The sequence below is a fragment of the Mariluticola halotolerans genome (assembly GCF_021611515.1).
Taxonomy (GTDB): domain Bacteria; phylum Pseudomonadota; class Alphaproteobacteria; order Rhizobiales; family Devosiaceae; genus Mariluticola; species Mariluticola halotolerans.
Genome location: NZ_CP090960.1, coordinates 706,723 through 725,120 on the forward strand (window position 1 = coordinate 706,723; position 18,398 = coordinate 725,120).

Here is an 18,398-nt window from a genome sequence, read left to right on the forward strand (position 1 = left end):
CCGTTTCCAAATCATTATAGGGCGTCGGTAGCAATCGAATCCCCGTTTTCCGCCAATTTTGCCAGGCGGGCAAGAATTGAGGCCGCGCCGCGCAGTCTGTCATCGGCTGTTGGCCAGTTGCGGGCGAAAACCAGTTTCTGATCCGGTTTCAGGCGCACGGCCTGTGCCGGATCGGTGACAAAACGTACCAGACCGCCGGGATTTGGGAACTCATTATTGCGCAGCGAAATGACCACGCCCTTCGGTCCGGCATCCACTTTTTCGACATTGGCACGGCGGCAAAGCGACTTGACCAGAACGATCTTTAACAATGCCTCGACCTCGTCGGGCAAGGGACCGAACCGGTCGATCAGTTCCGCGCCGAATTCGTCGATGTCACGGGTTTCCGAAAGGTCACCCAAACGGCGATAGAGCTGCATGCGCACCTGCAGATCCGAGACATAATCCTCGGGAATCATCACCGGCATGCCGAGCGAAATTTGCGGCGACCATTCACCTTCGGTTTCGCCTTCTGTCTCCCCGGCCCTCAGGCTGGCCACAGCTTCTTCAAGCATGGCCTGATAGAGTTCAAAGCCAACCTCACGGATATGGCCGGACTGCTCGTCACCCAACAGATTGCCCGCGCCACGAATATCGAGATCATGGCTGGCGAGCTGGAAGCCAGCGCCCAAAGTTTCGAGCGATTGCAGCACTTCAAGACGGCGTTGCGCTGTATCGGTCAGCTTGCGGTCGGCGGGCACGGTGAACAGCGCATAGGCGCGGATTTTAGAGCGGCCAATGCGCCCCCGGATCTGATAAAGCTGGGCGAGGCCGAACTGGTCGGCGCGATGAACAATCAGCGTGTTGGCATTGGGAATGTCGAGGCCGGATTCAACGATGGTTGTGGCGACCAGCACATCGAATTTGCCATCATAAAACGCGTTCATGATGTCATCGAGCTGGCCCGGCGCCATCTGGCCATTGGCGACGACATAGGAGACTTCCGGCACCTGTTCGCGCAGGAATTCAGCGACTTCCACCTGATCCTTGATGCGTGGCACCACATAAAAGGCCTGCCCGCCGCGATATTTTTCGCGCAACAGGGCTTCGCGCACGGTCAGCGGATCGAACGGGGTAACAAAGGTGCGCACGGCCAGCCGGTCTACCGGTGGGGTGGCGAGCAGCGACAGGTCGCGCACCCCGGTCAGGGCCAGCTGAAGCGTGCGCGGAATCGGGGTCGCGGTCAGGGTCAGCACATGCACATTGTCGCGCAATTCCTTCAACCGCTCCTTGTGAGAGACGCCGAAATGCTGCTCTTCATCGATGATCAGCAGGCCGAGATCGCGGAATTCGATATTTTTGGCCAGCAGCGCGTGGGTGCCGACCACGATATCCACATCGCCATTGGCCAGACCCTGCTTGGTGGCCTTGATTTCGGCTGCGGTGACGAGGCGCGAGGCCTGGGCAATTTTGACCGGCAGACCGGCAAAGCGCTCCTTGAAGGTCTTGTAATGCTGGCGGGCGAGCAATGTTGTCGGCACGACGACCGCGACCTGCCTGCCGGCAAGCGCCATGGCGAACGCGCCGCGTAATGCGACTTCGGTTTTGCCGAAGCCCACGTCGCCGCACACCAGGCGGTCCATCACCCGGCCAGAGGTCAGATCGTCGACCACGGTATCAATGGCGACAAGCTGATCTTCGGTTTCCTCGTAGGGGAAACGGGCTGCGAATTCATCATAGGCCCCTGTCGGCATGGCGATGGGTTCCACCGTGGACATGGCGCGCGCTGCAGCAACCCGAATGAGCTGTTCGGCCATGTCGCGGATGCGTTTTTTGAGTTTTGATTTTTTTGCCTGCCAGGCGACGCCGCCGAGGCGGTCCAGTTCGGCACTGGTATCTTCAGAGCCATAGCGGGACAGCAATTCGATGTTTTCAACCGGCAGGTAAAGCTTGTCGCCGCGCGCATATTCGATTTCGACGCAATCATGGGGCGCGCCTGCAGCCTCGATGGCGCGCAGCCCAATGAACCGGCCGATACCGTGATCGACATGCACCACCAGATCACCGGCAGACAGGCTGGTGGCCTCGGTCAGCGCGTCGCTGGCCTTTTTGCGGCGGGCCTGGCGGATGATGCGTTCGCCCAGAATATCCTGCTCGGAGAGAACCAGAAGACCGTCGGTGCGGAAACCGCTTTCCAGCCCAAGGACCAGAAGCGCCGTCATGCCCTTCGCAGTGGTTTCCGCCTCATGCCAGTTGGAGACCAGTTTCAACCGGGTATAGCCGTGATCGCTGAGCACCTGGGCCATGCGGTCGCGCGTGCCCTCGCTCCAGCAGGCGAGAATGGTGTGCCGCCCGGCTTTTTCCTCGGCCTTTAACAGTGAGATGACCGCTTCAAAGATATTGCTGTCAGCGGCTTCGCGTTCGGCGGCGAAACTGGGGGCCATCCGCCCGCCGGCATCACTTATCGGAATGGCATCCCCTGCAGGGGTGAACGGCGAGAGTTGCACGGCAACCCCTGCAGACAGGGCGTAAGGATGGGCATCGACCTGATAGAGCAGTTCGGGCTTGATGGCTTTGTAGGGTGCGCCGCCGCCGGGCTGCTGCCCCTTGCCCATGGCTTCGTCACGGGCTTCGAAATAATCGGTGATCTGTTCCTGGCGCTCGGTGAAGGCCTGGTCGATCTGGTGGTCGTAGATGAAGGCGGCATTGCCGGTATAGGCGACGAGCGGATCGAGGCGCTCATAATAAAAGGGCAGCCAGTGTTCCATGCCTGGAAAGCGCTGGCCGGCGCTGATGGCGGCATAGAGCGGATCATCGGCGGTATTGCCGCCAAAGGTTGCGGTGTAATTGCGGCGGAACCGGCGGATGGTTTCTTCGTTGAGTACAACTTCGCTCATCGGAGCGAGCGCGAAACGTTTCAGGGTGCCGGTGGTGCGCTGGGTGTCGGGATCAAAGCTGCGAATTGTCTCCAGCACCGCGCCGAAGAAATCAAAGCGCAGCGGGGCGTCTTCGCTGGCCGGGAACAGATCGACCAGACCGCCACGCACCGCATATTCACCGGCCTCGCGCACGGTGGGCACGCGCAAATAGCCATTGCCCGACGCCCAGTCGATCAGGGTTTTGCTGTCGACGACTTCGCCTGATGCGGCACCAAAAGACATGGCGCTGACGATGTCTGTGGGCGGCAGTTTCTGGATCAGCGCGTTGGCGGTCGTGATGACAATCGCGCCGCGTGTATTGGGATTGCAAAGGGTGGCCAGCGTGCTCATACGCGCGGAAATCGCCACCGCATTGGGCGAGACGCGATCATAGGGCAGACAATCCCAGGCCGGCAGACCGAGAATCGGATGGCCGGGCATGAGCTGGCGCAAAACCTCTTCCATCCGCGACTGGCGGCGTCCGTCTCGGGCAACGAAGACTGCGGCGACGCGATCATCCGGCGCTTCGGCAATGCGCTGTTCGACAAAGCGCGCCAAGACGACCGGCTGCATGCCGTCAGGGACATTGACGATCATCTGGCTTGGTGTTGCCGTCATGTTCAGGTCGACTTCGTTCATCGGGTTTTGGTGCTGCTCAGCTGGAAGGCAATGATCTCGCGCAACAGGTCCCCGTCGACTGTCTCAGGTGGTGGCTCCTGCCCCATCAGCCATTTGAACAGATCTGCATCCTGCTCGTCCATCAGGGTTTCAAGCCGGGTCAGTGCGGCCTCGTCATAGATATCAAGATGGGCGTCGGCGAAATTGCCCAGAATGATATCCATTTCCTGCATGCCGCGATGCCAGGCGCGATAACGCATGCGGCGCCGGCGCGTGGAGATATCTTCGGACGACGGGTTTGAAACAGACATGGTATTCCCGGGATACAGGTTTAAGGCGCTTTGTTTACGCGTTCATAGCGGTGTTGTCAGCCTTTTGCCACGCGCCGACACCGGTTAAAGTCGATTTTGTCGACTGTTTTCATGAGGCCAGACGTGTCCCGTCCCATCGTGCTCAATCCGCTGTTTCGCTCGCTGCGCTCGCTGAAAGGCGTGGGGCCGCAGCTTGGTGCACTGATGGCGCGATTCTTTGGCGCGCCCGACGGGCAGGAAGCCATTGCGCTCGATGTGCTGATGCATATGCCCAGCCACGTCATCGACCGGCGCAAACAGGTGGGCATTGCCGAGGCCTATTTCGGGTCGACGGTGACGTTGAAACTGCATATCGACCGGCATCAGCCACCCCCAAAAGGCCGCCCAAACATTCCGCACCGGGTGTTCGCCCATGATGAGACCGGGGAAATTCAGCTGGTCTTCTTCCGGGCCCAGGGTGGCTGGGTGGAAAAATCCCTGCCTGAGGGCGAGGAACGCTATGTCTCGGGCGAGATCGGTTTCTTTCAGGGTGAAAAGCAAATCACCCATCCTGATTATGTGGTGGCACCCGACAAGTTCGATACGCTGCCGCTGGTTGAGCCGGTCTATCCGCTCACCCATGGCCTGTCGTCAAAGGCCCTGACAAAGATCGTCAAACAGGTGGTGGATGACCTGCCGGTATTACCTGAATGGGTAGCGCCCGAACGGTTGAGCCAGTTTAGCTGGCCGGGTTTTGATGTGGCGATGCGGGCCATGCATCAGCCGGTCAGCCCGGAAGAAGCGGAAATTACCGGGCCTGCCCGCATGCGGCTGGCTTATGATGAATATCTGGCCGGGCAACTCACCCTGCAATTGGTGCGGTCGGCGCTGGTCGCCAGACGCGGAGTTTCCCGCCAGTTTACCGGACAATTGACCGACGCGGCGGAAACCGCCCTGCCCTTTGCCCTGACCGACGGGCAGAAACAGGCGATTGCCGATATCCGCGCTGATCTGGCATCGGAAAACCGCATGTCGCGCCTGTTGCAGGGCGACGTGGGCGCGGGCAAGACCGTTGTTGCGTTCATGGCGATGGCGGCGCTGGCAGAAAGCGGCGCGCAATCGGCGCTGATGGCGCCAACCGAATTGCTGGCGGCGCAGCATTTCAAGACCCTGCAACCGCTTTGCGCGGCAATCGGGCTCAAATGCGTGCTGCTGACCGGCAAGCAAAAGGTGGCCGAACGGCGTCCGGCGCTTGAGGGCATTGCCGATGGTTCTATTCAGGTTGTGGTGGGCACCCATGCCCTGTTTCAGGCCGATGTGGAATTTCATAATCTGGGGCTGACCGTTGTCGACGAGCAGCACCGTTTTGGTGTGCATCAGCGCCTGGCCTTGTCGGACAAGGGCAAGCATACGGATTTGCTGGTGATGACAGCGACGCCCATCCCGCGCACGCTGGTTCTGACCCATTTCGGGGATATGGCGGTCAGCGTGTTGCGTGAGAAGCCTGCCGGGCGGCAGCCAATTGATACGGCAGTGATGTCGATTGGCGATTACGCGCGGATCATTCAAAGATTGCAGAGCCGGATTGATGACGGGGCGCAGGCATTCTGGGTGTGCCCGCTGGTCGAGGAATCGGAAAATCTTGATGTGGTTTCTGCGCAGGACCGGTTCGGCGAGTTGGTGAAAGTGTTCGGCGACCGGGTGGCTTTGGTGCATGGGCGCATGACCACGGCGGAAAAACAGGAAGCCATGGGCCGGTTCCAGTCCGGCGCGGCGCAATTGCTGGTCGCGACCACAGTGATCGAAGTTGGCGTTGATGTGCCCAATGCGACGATCATGATCATTGAACACGCCGAACGGTTCGGCCTGGCGCAATTGCATCAGCTGCGCGGCCGTGTGGGGCGCGGCAGTGCCCGCTCTGCCTGTTTGCTGCTTTACAAGGATCCTTTGAGTGAGACGGCAAAGGCGCGGCTGGAGACGATCAAGAACTCCGAGGACGGGTTCGAGATTGCCGAAAAGGATCTCGAATTACGCGGTCAGGGCGATATTCTGGGGACGCGGCAGTCCGGAATGCCCGGCTACCGGCTTGCCCAGCCCGATGTGCACCGGCATTTGCTGGAATTCGCCCATGATGATGCGAAAGCGCTTTTGGAGGCAAACCCTGGATTGACAGGTGCCGAGGGGGAAGCAGCGCGGACGCTGCTCTATTTGTTCCGGCGTGACCTTGCCATTCCGCTGATCCGGGCGGGCTAGGCCCTGGTTTTGGGCTGGCTCTCGGCCTCATTCACTTTCGCGAGCAATTCCTGGGGCGAAGGTTTTTCACCTTTATAGACCGGTGCGACCAGCCCTGCCGAAATGATCAGCTTGGCAGCGTCCTCGGTGCTCATGTCCAGAATTGTTATCTGGCTTTTGGGAACAAACAGCAAAAAACCCGAGGTCGGGTTGGGTGTTGTGGGCAGAAAGCAGCTTAAAACCGGCTCATCGCCGACAACCTTTGCGGCGACCTCTCCCTTGGCCTCAGTGGAAATCAACACGATCGCCCAGATGCCCTTGCGCGGATATTCGATCAGCCCGACCTGTTTGAAGCTTTGGCTGCTCTGGGTCACCACGGTTTCAAAAATCTGCTTCAGCCCGCCATAAAGCGTGGAGATCATCGGCAGGCGGGACAGGAATTTCTCACCCAGCTGCAGGAGCGACCGCCCCACCAGATTGGCCGTGAGAAAGCCAAGCAGGATAATGGCCAATACCGCGACCAAAAGCCCGAAACCGGGCACGTGAATCGACAGATATGTATCGGGATTATATTGCGGCGGGATCAGGGGTTTGACGAAATCGTCGATCACCCGGATGATCCAGCCCGCGATATAAAGCGTGATGCCGATGGGGCCGGCAATCACCAGACCTGTCAGAAAATAGTTGGTAATCCGGCGGCCGAGTGGCACGCGTGTGGGGTGCAGATGTGGCTCTTGATGAGGCGTATCAGGGTCGTTCACGTCGGCGGGACTCCAAGTCTGAGTGCCACAATATAGGGAGCCTTATCTATCCCGCCAACTGCCGAACGGTTCGTCAGTTCATTTTTTTGCCTATTCGACCGTCACCGACTTGGCCAGATTGCGCGGCTGATCGACATCGGTGCCCATGAAAACCGCCGTGTGATAGGCCAGAAGCTGCACTGCGACAGCAGCGATGATCGGCGCGACGAAGCTGTTCACCGAGGGCATCACAATAATTTCAATGCTGTCATCGCCGATGGCGGCGGCCCCTTGTGCATCGGTGATCAGAATGATGCGCCCGCCACGGGCGGCGACTTCCTGCATGTTGGAAAAGGTCTTTTCCATCAGCTCATCGGAAGGCGCCACGACGATAACCGGCATGTCTTCATCGACCAGCGCAATCGGGCCGTGCTTTAGCTCGCCACCGGCATAGCCTTCGGCATGGATATAGGAAATTTCCTTGAGCTTGAGCGCACCTTCAAGGGCGATGGGGAACATTTGCCCGCGGCCGAGATAAAGCACATCCTTGGCACGCGACAGGCTTTTGGCCAGCACCTCAATTTGTGCCTCGCACTGTAGGGCATCAGCGACGGCGCGGGGCAGATGTTCCAGCGCCTTGACCATTTCCTGCTCGGCTTCAGCGCTCAGCGTGCCGCGCGCACGCCCGGCGGCGATCACCAGACTGGCGAGAACGGTCAACTGGGCGGTGAAGGCCTTTGTCGAGGCGACGCCGATTTCCGGGCCGCAAAGGGTTGGAAAGACGACATGGGATTCGCGGGCAATGGTTGATTCGGGCACATTGACCAGGGCAGCAATTTTCTGCCCCTGCCCGGCACAATATCGCAAGGCGGCCAGGGTGTCGGCGGTTTCGCCTGACTGGGAGACAAACAGCGACAAGCCGTCCTTTTCCAGCGGGGGTTCGCGATAGCGGAATTCGGAGGCCACATCGACATCGACAGGCAGGCGGGCATAATGCTCGAACCAGTATTTGGCAACGCAACCCGCCAGATAGGTGGTGCCACAGGCGACAATGGTAACCCGGTTGAGGGTGGCAAAATCAAATGGCAGCTTTTCGCTGATGCTGATCGTCTCGCTTGCCATGTCCACGTAATGGGCCAGCGTGTGCGAGATGGTTTCCGGCTGTTCGTAGATTTCCTTGGCCATGAAATGGCGGTGATTGCCCTTGTCCACCTGTCCGGCGGACGCAGCTGAAATCTGCTGGGTCCGCTGCATCGGCGTGCCGTCAAAATCACGGATGACCACGCTGTCTTTGGTGATCACGGCCCAATCGCCCTCTTCGAGATAGGTAATGCGATTGGTCAACGGGGCCAGCGCGTAAGCATCTGAACCAAAATACATTTCCCCGTCGCCCGCACCGATGGCGAGCGGCGAGCCCTGTCGGGCGGCGATCAGCAAATCGGGGTGATCGCGGAACAGAAATACAAGGCCGAACGCGCCGCGCAGCTTTTTCAGGATATTGCCGACGGCGGTTTCCGGGTCGGCACCCCGGTCCAGCTCGCGGCTGACCAGCAGCGCCACAGGCTCGGTATCGGTCTGGGTTTGTGGCTCATAGCCGTCGGCTTTGAGTTCCGTCAGCAGTTCGCGGAAATTCTCGATAATGCCGTTATGCACGACAGCGACCCGGGCGGTGGCATGGGGATGGGCGTTGTTTTCGGTCGGTGCGCCATGGGTGGCCCAGCGAGTGTGGCCAATGCCGGTCAGCCCGTCCAGCGGTTCAGCGGCGAGTTTGCCGGCCAGATTTCCCAGCTTGCCTTCCGCCCGCCGCCGGGTGATTTCACCATTGTCGATGGTGGCGATACCGGCGCTGTCATAGCCGCGATATTCGAGACGGCGCAGGGCTTCAACAAGCCGGTTTGCCACTGGCTTGGTGCCGACGATTCCAACAATCCCGCACATAGGGTTTAACGCTCCTGCTTGCTTTTCTTGAAGGCTTCGGCCCGTGCCCGCAAACGGGGCGCATAGCCGGCCTTGTTTTCCTGCCGCGCCCGGCCAATGCCCAGCGCGTCGGCGGGGATATCTGCTGTGATGATGCTGCCGGAACCGATATAGGCGTTGTCACCAATATTCAGCGGCGCGACCAGCGCACTGTTGGAGCCGACAAAAACGCCTTCGCCAATCAGGGTGCGGTGCTTGTTGATGCCGTCATAATTGCAGGTGATCGTGCCCGCGCCGACATTGGTTTTAGCCCCGATATCGGCATCACCGATATAGCTGAGATGGTTGATCTTGGCACCAGCGCCGAGTGTGGCGTTTTTCACTTCAACGAAATTGCCCACCTTGGTGCCTTCGGCCAGGTCTGTGCCGGGCCGCAGGCGGGCAAAGGGGCCGATTTCAGCTTTGGCCCCAATCTGCGCCCCCTCGATATGCGAGAAGGCCTTGATGGTTACCCCCTCGCCGACGCTGACAGCGGGGCCGAAATAGACATTGGGTTCGATGCGCACCTCGCGGCCGATTTTCGTGTCGTAGGAGAAATAAACGCTTGAGGGGTCGGACAGGGACACGCCCTCGTCCATCATTTGCAGGCGAAGGCGTTTCTGGAACAGCGCTTCAGCTTCGGCCAATTGCGCCTGACTGTTGACGCCCATGACATCTTCCCAAGGGGCAACGGCGTAACCGACGTCGCAACCGGCGGCATTGGCATGCTGCACCAGATCGCCGAGATAGAATTCCTTCTGGACGTTATTGTCGTCGATCTTGACGATGGCATCGCGAAACACATCGGCGCGGAACCCGAGAATGCAGGCATTGCACAGGCCGATTTCACGCTCGGTGTCGCTGGCGTCCTTATGTTCACGAATGCCCAGCAAGCGGTCGCCATCGGTCAGCAAGCGCCCATAACCTGTCGGGTCTTCCGGTTCAAAGCCCAGAATGGCTGCATCCTTGCCCGCATCGAGCCGGTCGGTGATCATGCGGAAGATTTCCGGGCGCAATAGCGGGTGATCGCCATAGACGACGGCGATATAGCCTTTGACATCGCGCCAGAGCGGTTCGGCCATCAGGGCAGCGTGGGCTGTGCCCTTGCGTTCAGTCTGTTGAAAAAACCGGGCGTGTGGCGCGATCGCCTCCACAGCGGCTTCTATCTTTTCGTGACCGGGGCCGGTGATCACCGCAAGATTGGTGGCACCAGCGCCTGTGGCCGCGCGCACCACATGGCTGATGATGGGCAGGCCTGCCACAGTGTGCAGCAATTTGGGGCGGGATGATTTCATCCGGGTCCCCTCGCCTGCGGCCAAAACGATAACAGTCAGTTCAGTCATGCAGAATTCCTTCGCGCCAGACCTATCTAGCGTGTTTTACGCATTTTTATGGCAGGATCGGATTGCCAAGCCAATAACTTGTTCCAGTAGTGCTAAACTTAACGCGCAGATGGATGATTCGTCAGCGGTATGGGGCAAGGTTTGGCGGAATCGGGAGAACATTTCCGACAATCGGACGTGACATTCTGGGGTATTGTCGCCCTGGTGCTGGGTGCGCTTGCCCTGCTGTTCTCGAATCTGGGGGCGATTCTCCCGCCCAGCACCCTCACAGGGCTGCATTCTACCCGGCTTGATGGCGGCAATCTCAATTATTTACGGACCCAGGTTGCCGATTTGCGTGACGAGACGGCGCGTATCCGCAACGAGAACAGCCGCTTGATGAACATGCTGACACTGGCCGAGCAGGACCAGAACGCAGTGACCCAAAGGGTTGGCGCGATTGAAAGTTCGCTGCCCACCCTGTTCGAAACAGCGCAGGCCAATGCCGTGGTCGATCGCAGTTTTACCACATCGGCCATTGCCACTGACCCACCGCAAGAGGTTTTCGAGGCGGATGGGGGCACGGTGGCCGTCACCCGCCGCCCGTTTGAACAGGCGGATGTGGCGCCGCCGATTGCACCGGTGCCCCAAACCCTTGAATTACCGGCAATGCCCCTGCCCTTGCCGCCCCGCATTGTGGGGTCTGCACCCTCGGTTGCCTTTGGCATTGCGCTTGGGCCGCAGGTGACGGTGCAGGACGCCTTTGTGGCCTGGAAGGACATCACCACCAAGGCCGGGCCGCTATTGTTGGGGCTTGGGCCCCTGCTTTCAGGCAATGCCGGGGTGGAGCAGCAACGGCTGGTTGCCGGGCCTATCGGGGACTATGAGCAGGCGGAACAATTGTGCATTCGCATGATCCGGATTGGCATCAGTTGCCTGCCGGTTCCCTATGCCGGACAGGCCTTGCCAGAATAATCCACCATGGGCGCGCAAAAGCGGTTGACAGTGAGCGACCAGTGACTATGTTCCGCCGCAGTTTGCTGACAAAGCGCACACGAAATGTTTGCACTTTTACCGCAAGTTCATATCAGGCATGAGCGGGTTCTTCCCGTGGCTTTTAGAGCCGACATGCCTTGGGCGCCCGTAGCTCAGTGGTAGAGCATCCGACTTTTAATCGGATGGTCGGTGGTTCGACCCCACCCGGGCGTACCACTTCTTCTCCCTACCCCTTCATCTGGTGATAATAGGCCAAAAGGCCCTGGGTTGAGCTGTCATGCTCTGCGCCATTGGTTGCGCCCTGCACGTTGGGCAGCAAGGCCTTGGCGAGCTGCTTGCCCAATTCCACACCCCACTGGTCGAATGAATTGATGTTCCAGATGACGCCCTGAACGAAGACCTTGTGCTCATAAAGCGCGATCAGCTGGCCGAGTGTTGCGGGATCGAGCTTGCGGTAAAGCAGCGTGTTCGAGGGGCGGTTGCCGGGGAAGACCTTGTGCGGGGCCAAAGCCTTGATGTCGGCCTTGTCCATGCCGGCCTCTTTCAGTTCGGCCACAACCTCGTCTTTTGTCTTGCCCAGCATCAGCGCTTCGGACTGGGCGAAGCAATTGGCGACCAGCTTGTCATGATGCGGCGGCATGCTTTCCTGCGGCTGGGCCGCAATCAGGAAATCGCACGGGATGACCGAGGTGCCCTGATGAATCAGCTGGTAGAACGCGTGCTGGCCATTGGTGCCCGGCTCGCCCCAGATGATCGGGCCGGTCTCTGTTTCCACCTGCTTGCCCTCAAGGGTGACCGATTTGCCGTTTGATTCCATATCCTGCTGCTGCAGATAGGCGGGAAAGCGGCTGAGACGCTGGTCATAGGGCAGCACTGCATGGGTCGCGAAACCCCATTCATTGCGATACCAGACCCCGAGAACCGCCATGATCACCGGCAGGTTTTTTTCCAGCGGCGTGGTGCGGAAATGATTATCCATAGTCGCCGCGCCCTTGAGGAACATGGCGAAATTCTCGTAACCGACAGCAATGGCGACCGGCAGGCCGATGGCGGACCAGACAGAATAGCGGCCCCCAACCCAGTCCCAGAAACCAAATACACGGTCCGCGCGGATGCCAAAGGCGTCGCAAGCCTCCAGATTGGTGGAGACAGCGGCAAAATGATCATTCACCGCCTCATCGCCCAGCGCTTCGGCCAGCCATTGGCGGGCGCTGTTGGCATTGGTCATGGTCTCGTCGGTGGTGAAGGTCTTTGAGGCGACGATGAACATGGTGCGCTTCGGATCGAGGCGTTTCAGCGTGTCATGCATGCTGGCGCCATCGACATTGGAAACGTAATGGGCGCGCAGGTCGGCGCGGGTATAGGGTTCGAGCGCCAGGGTGACCATGGCAGGTCCCAGATCCGAGCCACCAATGCCGATATTGACGATATCGGTGAACTGTTCGCCGGTATGTCCCTTGATGGAACCGTCGCGGACCTGATCGGAGAAGGTCTTGATCCGCTCAAGCACTTCACGAATGCCGGGCATGACATCCTGGCCATCCACCAGCACAGGCTCCTCGCCGCCATAGCGCAGCGCCATATGCAGCACGGAGCGGCCCTCGGTGACGTTGATCGGCTCGCCGGCCCACATGGCGTCGCGGCGCGCTTCCACGCCTGCGTGCCGCGCCAGATCGATCAGCGCGGCCATTGCCTCGGTATCGATGCGGTTTTTGGAATAATCGAGAATGATATCGCCGCAATTGGCGGAAAAGCTGCGGAAACGGTCCGGGTTCTCCGCAAAAAGCTGGCGCATGGGCCGGTCTGTGAGGCGTTTGCGATGCTTTTTCAGGGAATCCAGAGTGGTCTTGTTTTTTGCATCAGCCATGTGCCGGGCCTTTCCTTTAGTCCAGCGGCGGCATGTCGCCTTTGGCCCATTTGGCCCGCGTTGCCGCCGCAAAATCGTTGATTTGGCCGCGGGCGATTGCCGCGCGCGCGCCGGATGTGAGTTCTTGATAATAGGCGAGATTGATCTGTGAAAGGATCATGGCACCTAAAATCTCTTCTGTCTTTACCAGATGATGGAGATAGGCGCGGGAAAATCGGCGGCAGTTCTCATTGGGCGAGGTTTCGTCCAGCGGGCGATGGTCGTCGCGGTGCCGGGCGTTTTTCAGATTGATCATGCCCATGGCGGTATAGGCGTGACCATGCCGCCCTGCCCGCGTAGGATGCACGCAATCGAACATATCGATGCCGCGCTCAATACCGCCGAGAATATCGTCGGGCTTGCCCACGCCCATCAGGTAATGCGGCTTTTCAGCCGGCAATTCAGCAACGATCTCGTCGAGCACGCGGAACATCACCTCTTGCGGTTCGCCCACGGCGAGGCCGCCAACGGCATAGCCGTCAAAGCCGATGGATATAAGCCCTTGAGCTGAGCGGGCACGCAGATTGGCATCGTCGCCCCCCTGCACAATGCCGAACAGGCCACGCTGCGGCTGTTGGCCAAAAGCGGTTTTCGAGCGCTCGGCCCAGCGCAGGGACAATTCCATGGCGCGCTCGATTTCCTTCGTCTCTGCGGGCAGCTTCAGACATTCATCAAGCTGCATGATGATATCGCTGTCGAGCAGGGTCTGGATTTCGATCGAGCGTTCCGGGGTCAGTTGGTGGGTCGACCCATCGATATGGGATTTGAAGACCACGCCCTTTTCATTAAGCTTGCGCAATTGCGCCAGCGACATCACCTGAAAGCCACCGCTATCAGTGAGAATGGGAAATTCCCAATCCATGAAGGTGTGCAGGCCACCGAGGCGTGCCACCCGTTCCGCGCCGGGGCGCAGCATCAGGTGATAGGTGTTGCCCAAGAGGATATCGGCACCGGTGGCTTTTACCTGCTCGGGATACATGGCCTTGACGGTTGCAACCGTGCCCACGGGCATGAAAGCCGGGGTGCGGATATCGCCGCGATGGGTTTTGATGACGCCGTGCCGGGCCTTGCCATCGGTATGGAGCAGTTCAAAGCTATGCGGGATCATGCGCCTGGCTCACCCCGAAACAGCAGCGACGCATCGCCATAGGAATAAAAACGATATTCGTTATCAATGGCATAGCGATAGGCCGCTTGCATGGTTTCAAATCCTGAAAAGGCGCTGACCAGCATGAACAGGGTCGAGCGCGGCAGGTGAAAATTGGTCATCAGGATATCGACGGCTTTAAATCCATAACCCGGCGTAATGAAAATATCGGTGTCGCCTGAGAAAGCCTCCAGCGTGCCGGTTTCGCGGCAGGCGGATTCGAGCAGGCGCAGGCTTGTGGTGCCGACAGCGACAATCTGGCCGCCGGCCTGTTGTGCAGCTTTCAGGCGGGCCACGCATTCAGGGCTGACTTCGCCCCATTCCGAATGCATTTTATGATCGTCGGTATCATCAGCCTTGACCGGCAGGAACGTGCCCGCCCCCACATGCAGCGTGACATGCTCGATGCCGATGCCCTTGGCTTCCAGCTTGGCCAGCAATTCTTCGGTGAAATGCAGGCCCGCCGTCGGGGCGGCGACAGCGCCGTCCACTTCGGCATAAACCGTCTGGTAATCCTGCTTGTCGCGCTCTTCGAGTTGGCGCTTGGCGCCGATATAGGGCGGCAGCGGCATGGCGCCATGCGATTTGATCGCTTCATCGAGATAAGCACCGCTCAGATCAAATTTGAGCAGCACCTGGCCGCCGTCTGCGATTTCGGCAATTGTCGCTTCAAGCTTTTGCAGGGCGCAGGCGCGATCCTCGATCTGACCGAAAACCAACCGGTCCCCGGCTTTCAGCCGTTTGGCGGGGCGGGCAAAGGCGAGCCAGGTCGCCTCCCCTTCGCGCTTGTGCAGGTTGAAGGAAACCGAGGCCTGATTGCCATCACGGTGGCGAATGCCGCGCAATTCTGCCGGGATCACCTTGGTATCGTTGATCACCAGCACATCGCCGGGGTTCAGGAGGTCGAGAATATCGGTGAAAACATGGTCTGCCGGCTGTTCACCGGGACGGACAACAAGCAGCCGCGCAGCATCGCGCGGCTCCACCGGGTGCAGCGCAATCCGCTCGGGCGGCAGGTCAAAATCGAATTGATCAACGCGCATCAGAACTCAGAACACGTAACCGCGTAAGCACCGGTGCCGGGCACCTGCAAAGTGCCGGCGAATACGATGTCTTCCCCTTCCGTCGCGCTGAAAAGCCGAAGCTTTGCCAGCGTTTTCTCAAGATTGGGGTCGGTAAAATCGACAAGGAACTGACCATGGTCAGCATATTGCTGGCCGACAACGATATCGCCGTCGACCATGGAAATGACATCGTCACCAATGGCAATGGTCGCGTTGGCAACGGCGGCCACGCTCACTGTGCCGATGGCCATTTCAATGCTCGCCCCGTTGGAAGATTCACATACCAGTGTGGATGTGGCGTGTGCCGGCACAGAATATGCCAGCACACCTATTCCAATGATGGCGGGCCAGAACCGCATCACGCGTCGGCCATGACCTTCATGGACACGATATTGTCCGGATTGCGCACAGGCTCGCCACGCTCAAGCTTGTCGACAGCTTCCATACCGTCGGTGACTTCACCCCAGACCGTATACTGACGGTTGAGGAAAGGCGCATCGCCGAAGCAGATGAAGAACTGGGAATTGGCCGAATCCGGGTTGGAGGAACGGGCCATGGAGCAAGTGCCGCGCACGTGCTTTTCCTCGTTGAATTCTGCCTTCAGGTCCGGCTTGTCGGAACCGCCAGTGCCATTGCCCTTGGGGCAGCCGACCTGGGCCATGAAGCCGTCGATGACGCGGTGAAACACGATGCCGTCGTAAAAACCTTCACGCGCCAGTTCCTTGATGCGTGCAACATGGTTCGGTGCAAGATCAGGCCGCAGCTTGATGGTGACCGTGCCCTTGCTGGTTTCGAGCAGGATGGTGTTTTCGGGATCGTTGGCCTCGGCCATAAGTCTTCCTTTCAATACAATAGATATTTATTCGCCGGCAGGCGTCATCGAGACGATGGAATCGGGATCGTTGACCATGCCGTTGGCCCCGTCACCTTTTTTGATCGCATCGACATGTTCCATGCCGGAGACGACTTTGCCGAACACGGTATACTGGCCGTTGAGATGCGGCGTATCGCCAAAGGTGATGAAGAATTGCGAATTGGCCGAATCGGGATCGGCGGAACGCGCCATGCCCAAAGTGCCACGCTCAAACGGTTTGTCGTTGAACTCGGCCTTCAAATCCGGCAGATCGGAACCCCCCATGCCGGTGCCGGTGGGGTCGCCTGTCTGGGCCATGAAGCCGTCGATCACGCGGTGAAACACGACGCCGTTATAAAAGCCCTCGGCGGCAAGCGAGGCGATGCGCTCGGCATGCGCGGGGGCCACATCACACCACAATTCAAGCCCGACGGGACCATCCTTGAGTTCGAGGGTTATATCGATCTTGTCCTTGCCGGTGCACATGCCTTCGCTGGCCATGGCTTCTTCCGACCAGCCCCATGGGGTCAGGCGGACAACCAGTATGGCGGCGAAAACGACAACCATCAGGGAAGAGAGAATTCCGATAATGCGATCGGTACGCGATTTTTGCTCGGCCATTATGTTTTCAATGCCTTGAGAACGAGTGCGGGAACGAAGGCGGATACATCGCCGCCCATCTCCGCGATCTGGCGCACAAGCGTGGCCGAAATATGCCGGACATGGGGGCTGGAGGGGACGAAAACCGTCTGCAGGTCTGGTTCCATCTGGGCATTCATGCCCACCATCTGCATTTCATAATTGTAGTCGGTGGTGTCACGCAGGCCGCGAATAATCAGCGTCGCGCCGACGTCGCGTGCGGCATGCACCATCAGACCATCGAAATCGACGATATGAATTTCGGTGTTGGTGCGCTCGCCGATGGCGACGGTGGTTTCTTTCAACAGACGCAAACGGTCCGGGTCGGAAAGCAATGGCAGTTTGCGGTGATGCGCGCCCACGGCGACATAGAGCACATCCACGAGTTTGCATGCCCGCTCGATGACATCGAGATGACCATTGGTGACGGGATCGAAGGAACCGGGATAAAACCCGACTAATCTGCTCATAGTGGCGGTTTTGTCATGCCTTTTGCTGCAAGGCAAGCCAGATACCGGCACCAATCAGTATCGTTCCGGAGACAATTCCAGTGCGCTGAGCGAATTTGCCGGCAAACAAACGCCGCGCACTGCCTGCCAGGACGATGTAACAACTATCGGTGACCAGCGCGGTCAATACCCAGATCAGCCCCAGAAACAGCACTTGCGGGATAACATTTTCAGCCGGGTCGACGAACTGGGGCAAAAAGGCGCCGAAAAAAATCAGTGCCTTGGGATTGGACCAGAGCACAATAAAACCATTGAGCACCTGTCGCCGTGGTTGCGGGGCGACTGCCGCCGTCGTCATCAGGTGCGGCGGGTGCCGGATGCTCTTGATACCAAGCCAGATCAGGTAGGCCGCGCCGGCCAGCTTCACCCAGTCGAACACCACCAGCATGAATTGCGAGACGAAATCGAGCCCGAGGGCCAGAATGGAGATCATGCTGAGCCGCCCGAGCACTGCGCCCGCCTCCATGGCAAAGCCGAGCTTTGACCCATGGCTGAGCGTGGTGCCGGTCAGCGCCGAGACAGTCACTCCCGGCGTCGCCATGACCGCGAGGGTTGCCAACATGAAAGTGACCAGGGCCGTGCCTTCAAACAGCATTGTGTTCAGCTCCGTCGGGCCAGAGCCAGCCAGACGCCACCTGCCATTAGGATCGCACCGGAAATGCGGTTGAGCCATTTGACGCGGGCCGCAGTCAGCAGGTGCCGCGCCGAGCCCGCGAGAACGGCATAGGCCCCATCAGTGATCGTGGCGATGAGCATGAAGATCAGGCCGAGCACAACCACCTGCGGAAAGGCGGGATGGCTGGTATCGACAAATTGCGGAATGAAAGCGCCGAAAAATATCAGCGCCTTGGGATTGGACCAGAGGACCAGCATGCCCTGCAGCGCCAGTTGCCAGAGCGGTTTGGGCTTAACCGCTTTGGCCGTGTCCAGTTTCCCCGTTGCGCGCAGCATGTTGAACCCGAGCCAGACCAGATAGGCCGCGCCCACCAGTTTGATCCAGTCAAAGGCCCAGCCCATGAAGGTCACGAGGGTCTGCATGCCGAAAGCCACGACCAGAATCATCAGGAAAACACCGAGCTGGGTGCCCGCCACCACGGCCAGGCCCGCCAATGTGCCGCGCGCCAGCGCCTGCCCGGTGATGACAGTGACATTGGGGCCCGGCACGATGGCAAGGATGAAACAGGCCGTGCTGAAGGCAATCAGGGTGGTGACATCGAACATTTTTGGCG

At 59.3% G+C, this 18,398-nt stretch carries 16 protein-coding genes and 1 tRNA gene; 3 read left to right on the forward strand and 14 right to left on the reverse strand.

From position 1 onward, the window contains the following. Positions 1–14: 14 nt before the first annotated feature. Positions 15–3,536: a transcription-repair coupling factor gene (gene mfd / locus L1P08_RS03345; RefSeq protein ID WP_303618592.1), complete on the reverse strand. Its 3,522-nt coding sequence runs from the start codon at positions 3,534–3,536 to the stop codon at positions 15–17. Further along, positions 3,533–3,826 carry an FAD assembly factor SdhE gene (locus L1P08_RS03350; protein WP_303618593.1) on the reverse strand — a complete coding sequence of 98 codons (294 nt, stop codon included), beginning with the start codon at positions 3,824–3,826 and terminating at the stop codon, positions 3,533–3,535. The genes mfd and L1P08_RS03350 overlap by 4 nt, the downstream gene beginning before the upstream one ends. 111 nt (positions 3,827–3,937) lie before the next feature. On the opposite strand from L1P08_RS03350, the gene recG reads away from it, so the two are divergent. Then, positions 3,938–6,058 carry an ATP-dependent DNA helicase RecG gene (recG, locus tag L1P08_RS03355; RefSeq protein WP_303618594.1) on the forward strand — a complete coding sequence of 707 codons (2,121 nt, stop codon included), beginning with the start codon at positions 3,938–3,940 and terminating at the stop codon, positions 6,056–6,058. On the opposite strand, the gene L1P08_RS03360 is transcribed toward recG, so the two are convergent. The 3 genes from L1P08_RS03360 to glmU all read right to left on the reverse strand — a co-directional run bounded on the left by L1P08_RS03360 (position 6,055) and on the right by glmU (position 10,076). After that, positions 6,055–6,798 (reverse strand): DUF502 domain-containing protein, encoded by a 744-nt coding sequence (locus L1P08_RS03360; RefSeq protein WP_303618595.1) that lies wholly within the window; start codon positions 6,796–6,798, stop codon positions 6,055–6,057. The genes recG and L1P08_RS03360 overlap by 4 nt on opposite strands. Positions 6,799–6,888: 90 nt before the next feature. Further along, complete coding sequence (gene glmS, locus L1P08_RS03365; protein WP_303618596.1) at positions 6,889–8,715, reverse strand: glutamine--fructose-6-phosphate transaminase (isomerizing); 1,827 nt, start codon at positions 8,713–8,715, stop codon at positions 6,889–6,891. A 5-nt stretch (positions 8,716–8,720) separates the two neighbouring features. Next, the gene (glmU, locus tag L1P08_RS03370) at positions 8,721–10,076 is read right to left on the reverse strand and encodes a bifunctional UDP-N-acetylglucosamine diphosphorylase/glucosamine-1-phosphate N-acetyltransferase GlmU (RefSeq protein ID WP_303618597.1); all 1,356 of its coding nucleotides are present in this window, start codon (positions 10,074–10,076) and stop codon (positions 8,721–8,723) included. 141 nt (positions 10,077–10,217) lie between these two features. Here glmU and L1P08_RS03375 point away from each other — a divergent pair, with 141 nt between their 5' ends. Continuing rightward, complete coding sequence (locus L1P08_RS03375; RefSeq protein ID WP_303618598.1) at positions 10,218–11,030, forward strand: hypothetical protein; 813 nt, start codon at positions 10,218–10,220, stop codon at positions 11,028–11,030. A gap of 162 nt (positions 11,031–11,192) precedes the next feature. Further along, positions 11,193–11,267 (forward strand) — tRNA-Lys (locus L1P08_RS03380). Positions 11,268–11,277: 10 nt separating this feature from the next. Here L1P08_RS03380 and pgi read toward each other — a convergent pair. The 9 genes from pgi to L1P08_RS03425 form a co-directional block, all read right to left on the reverse strand. Beyond that, positions 11,278–12,918, reverse strand: coding sequence for a glucose-6-phosphate isomerase (pgi, locus tag L1P08_RS03385; protein ID WP_303618599.1), 1,641 nt, complete (start codon positions 12,916–12,918; stop codon positions 11,278–11,280). A 16-nt stretch (positions 12,919–12,934) separates the two neighbouring features. Further along, entirely contained in the window at positions 12,935–14,065 is a 1,131-nt protein-coding gene (gene tgt, locus L1P08_RS03390; RefSeq protein ID WP_303618600.1) for a tRNA guanosine(34) transglycosylase Tgt, read from the reverse strand. Further along, a complete protein-coding gene (gene queA / locus L1P08_RS03395) occupies positions 14,062–15,147 on the reverse strand; it encodes a tRNA preQ1(34) S-adenosylmethionine ribosyltransferase-isomerase QueA (RefSeq protein WP_303618601.1) in 1,086 nt (361 codons plus the stop codon). The genes tgt and queA overlap by 4 nt, the downstream gene beginning before the upstream one ends. Continuing rightward, on the reverse strand, positions 15,147–15,419 hold the full coding sequence (locus L1P08_RS03400) for a hypothetical protein (protein ID WP_303618602.1): 273 nt from the start codon (positions 15,417–15,419) through the stop codon (positions 15,147–15,149). The genes queA and L1P08_RS03400 overlap by 1 nt, the downstream gene beginning before the upstream one ends. Before the next feature lie 107 nt (positions 15,420–15,526). Then, positions 15,527–16,000 carry a peptidylprolyl isomerase gene (locus L1P08_RS03405; RefSeq protein ID WP_303618603.1) on the reverse strand — a complete coding sequence of 158 codons (474 nt, stop codon included), beginning with the start codon at positions 15,998–16,000 and terminating at the stop codon, positions 15,527–15,529. 27 nt (positions 16,001–16,027) lie between these two features. Continuing rightward, the gene (locus tag L1P08_RS03410) at positions 16,028–16,642 is read right to left on the reverse strand and encodes a peptidylprolyl isomerase (RefSeq protein WP_497007244.1); all 615 of its coding nucleotides are present in this window, start codon (positions 16,640–16,642) and stop codon (positions 16,028–16,030) included. After that, positions 16,642–17,130, reverse strand: coding sequence for a pantetheine-phosphate adenylyltransferase (coaD, locus tag L1P08_RS03415; RefSeq protein ID WP_303618604.1), 489 nt, complete (start codon positions 17,128–17,130; stop codon positions 16,642–16,644). Before coaD ends, L1P08_RS03410 begins: the two co-directional genes overlap by 1 nt. A 13-nt stretch (positions 17,131–17,143) precedes the next feature. Continuing rightward, a complete protein-coding gene (locus L1P08_RS03420; RefSeq protein ID WP_303618605.1) occupies positions 17,144–17,764 on the reverse strand; it encodes a LysE family translocator in 621 nt (206 codons plus the stop codon). 5 nt (positions 17,765–17,769) lie between these two features. Beyond that, positions 17,770–18,390, reverse strand: coding sequence for a LysE family translocator (locus L1P08_RS03425; RefSeq protein WP_303618606.1), 621 nt, complete (start codon positions 18,388–18,390; stop codon positions 17,770–17,772). Positions 18,391–18,398 lie beyond the last annotated feature (8 nt).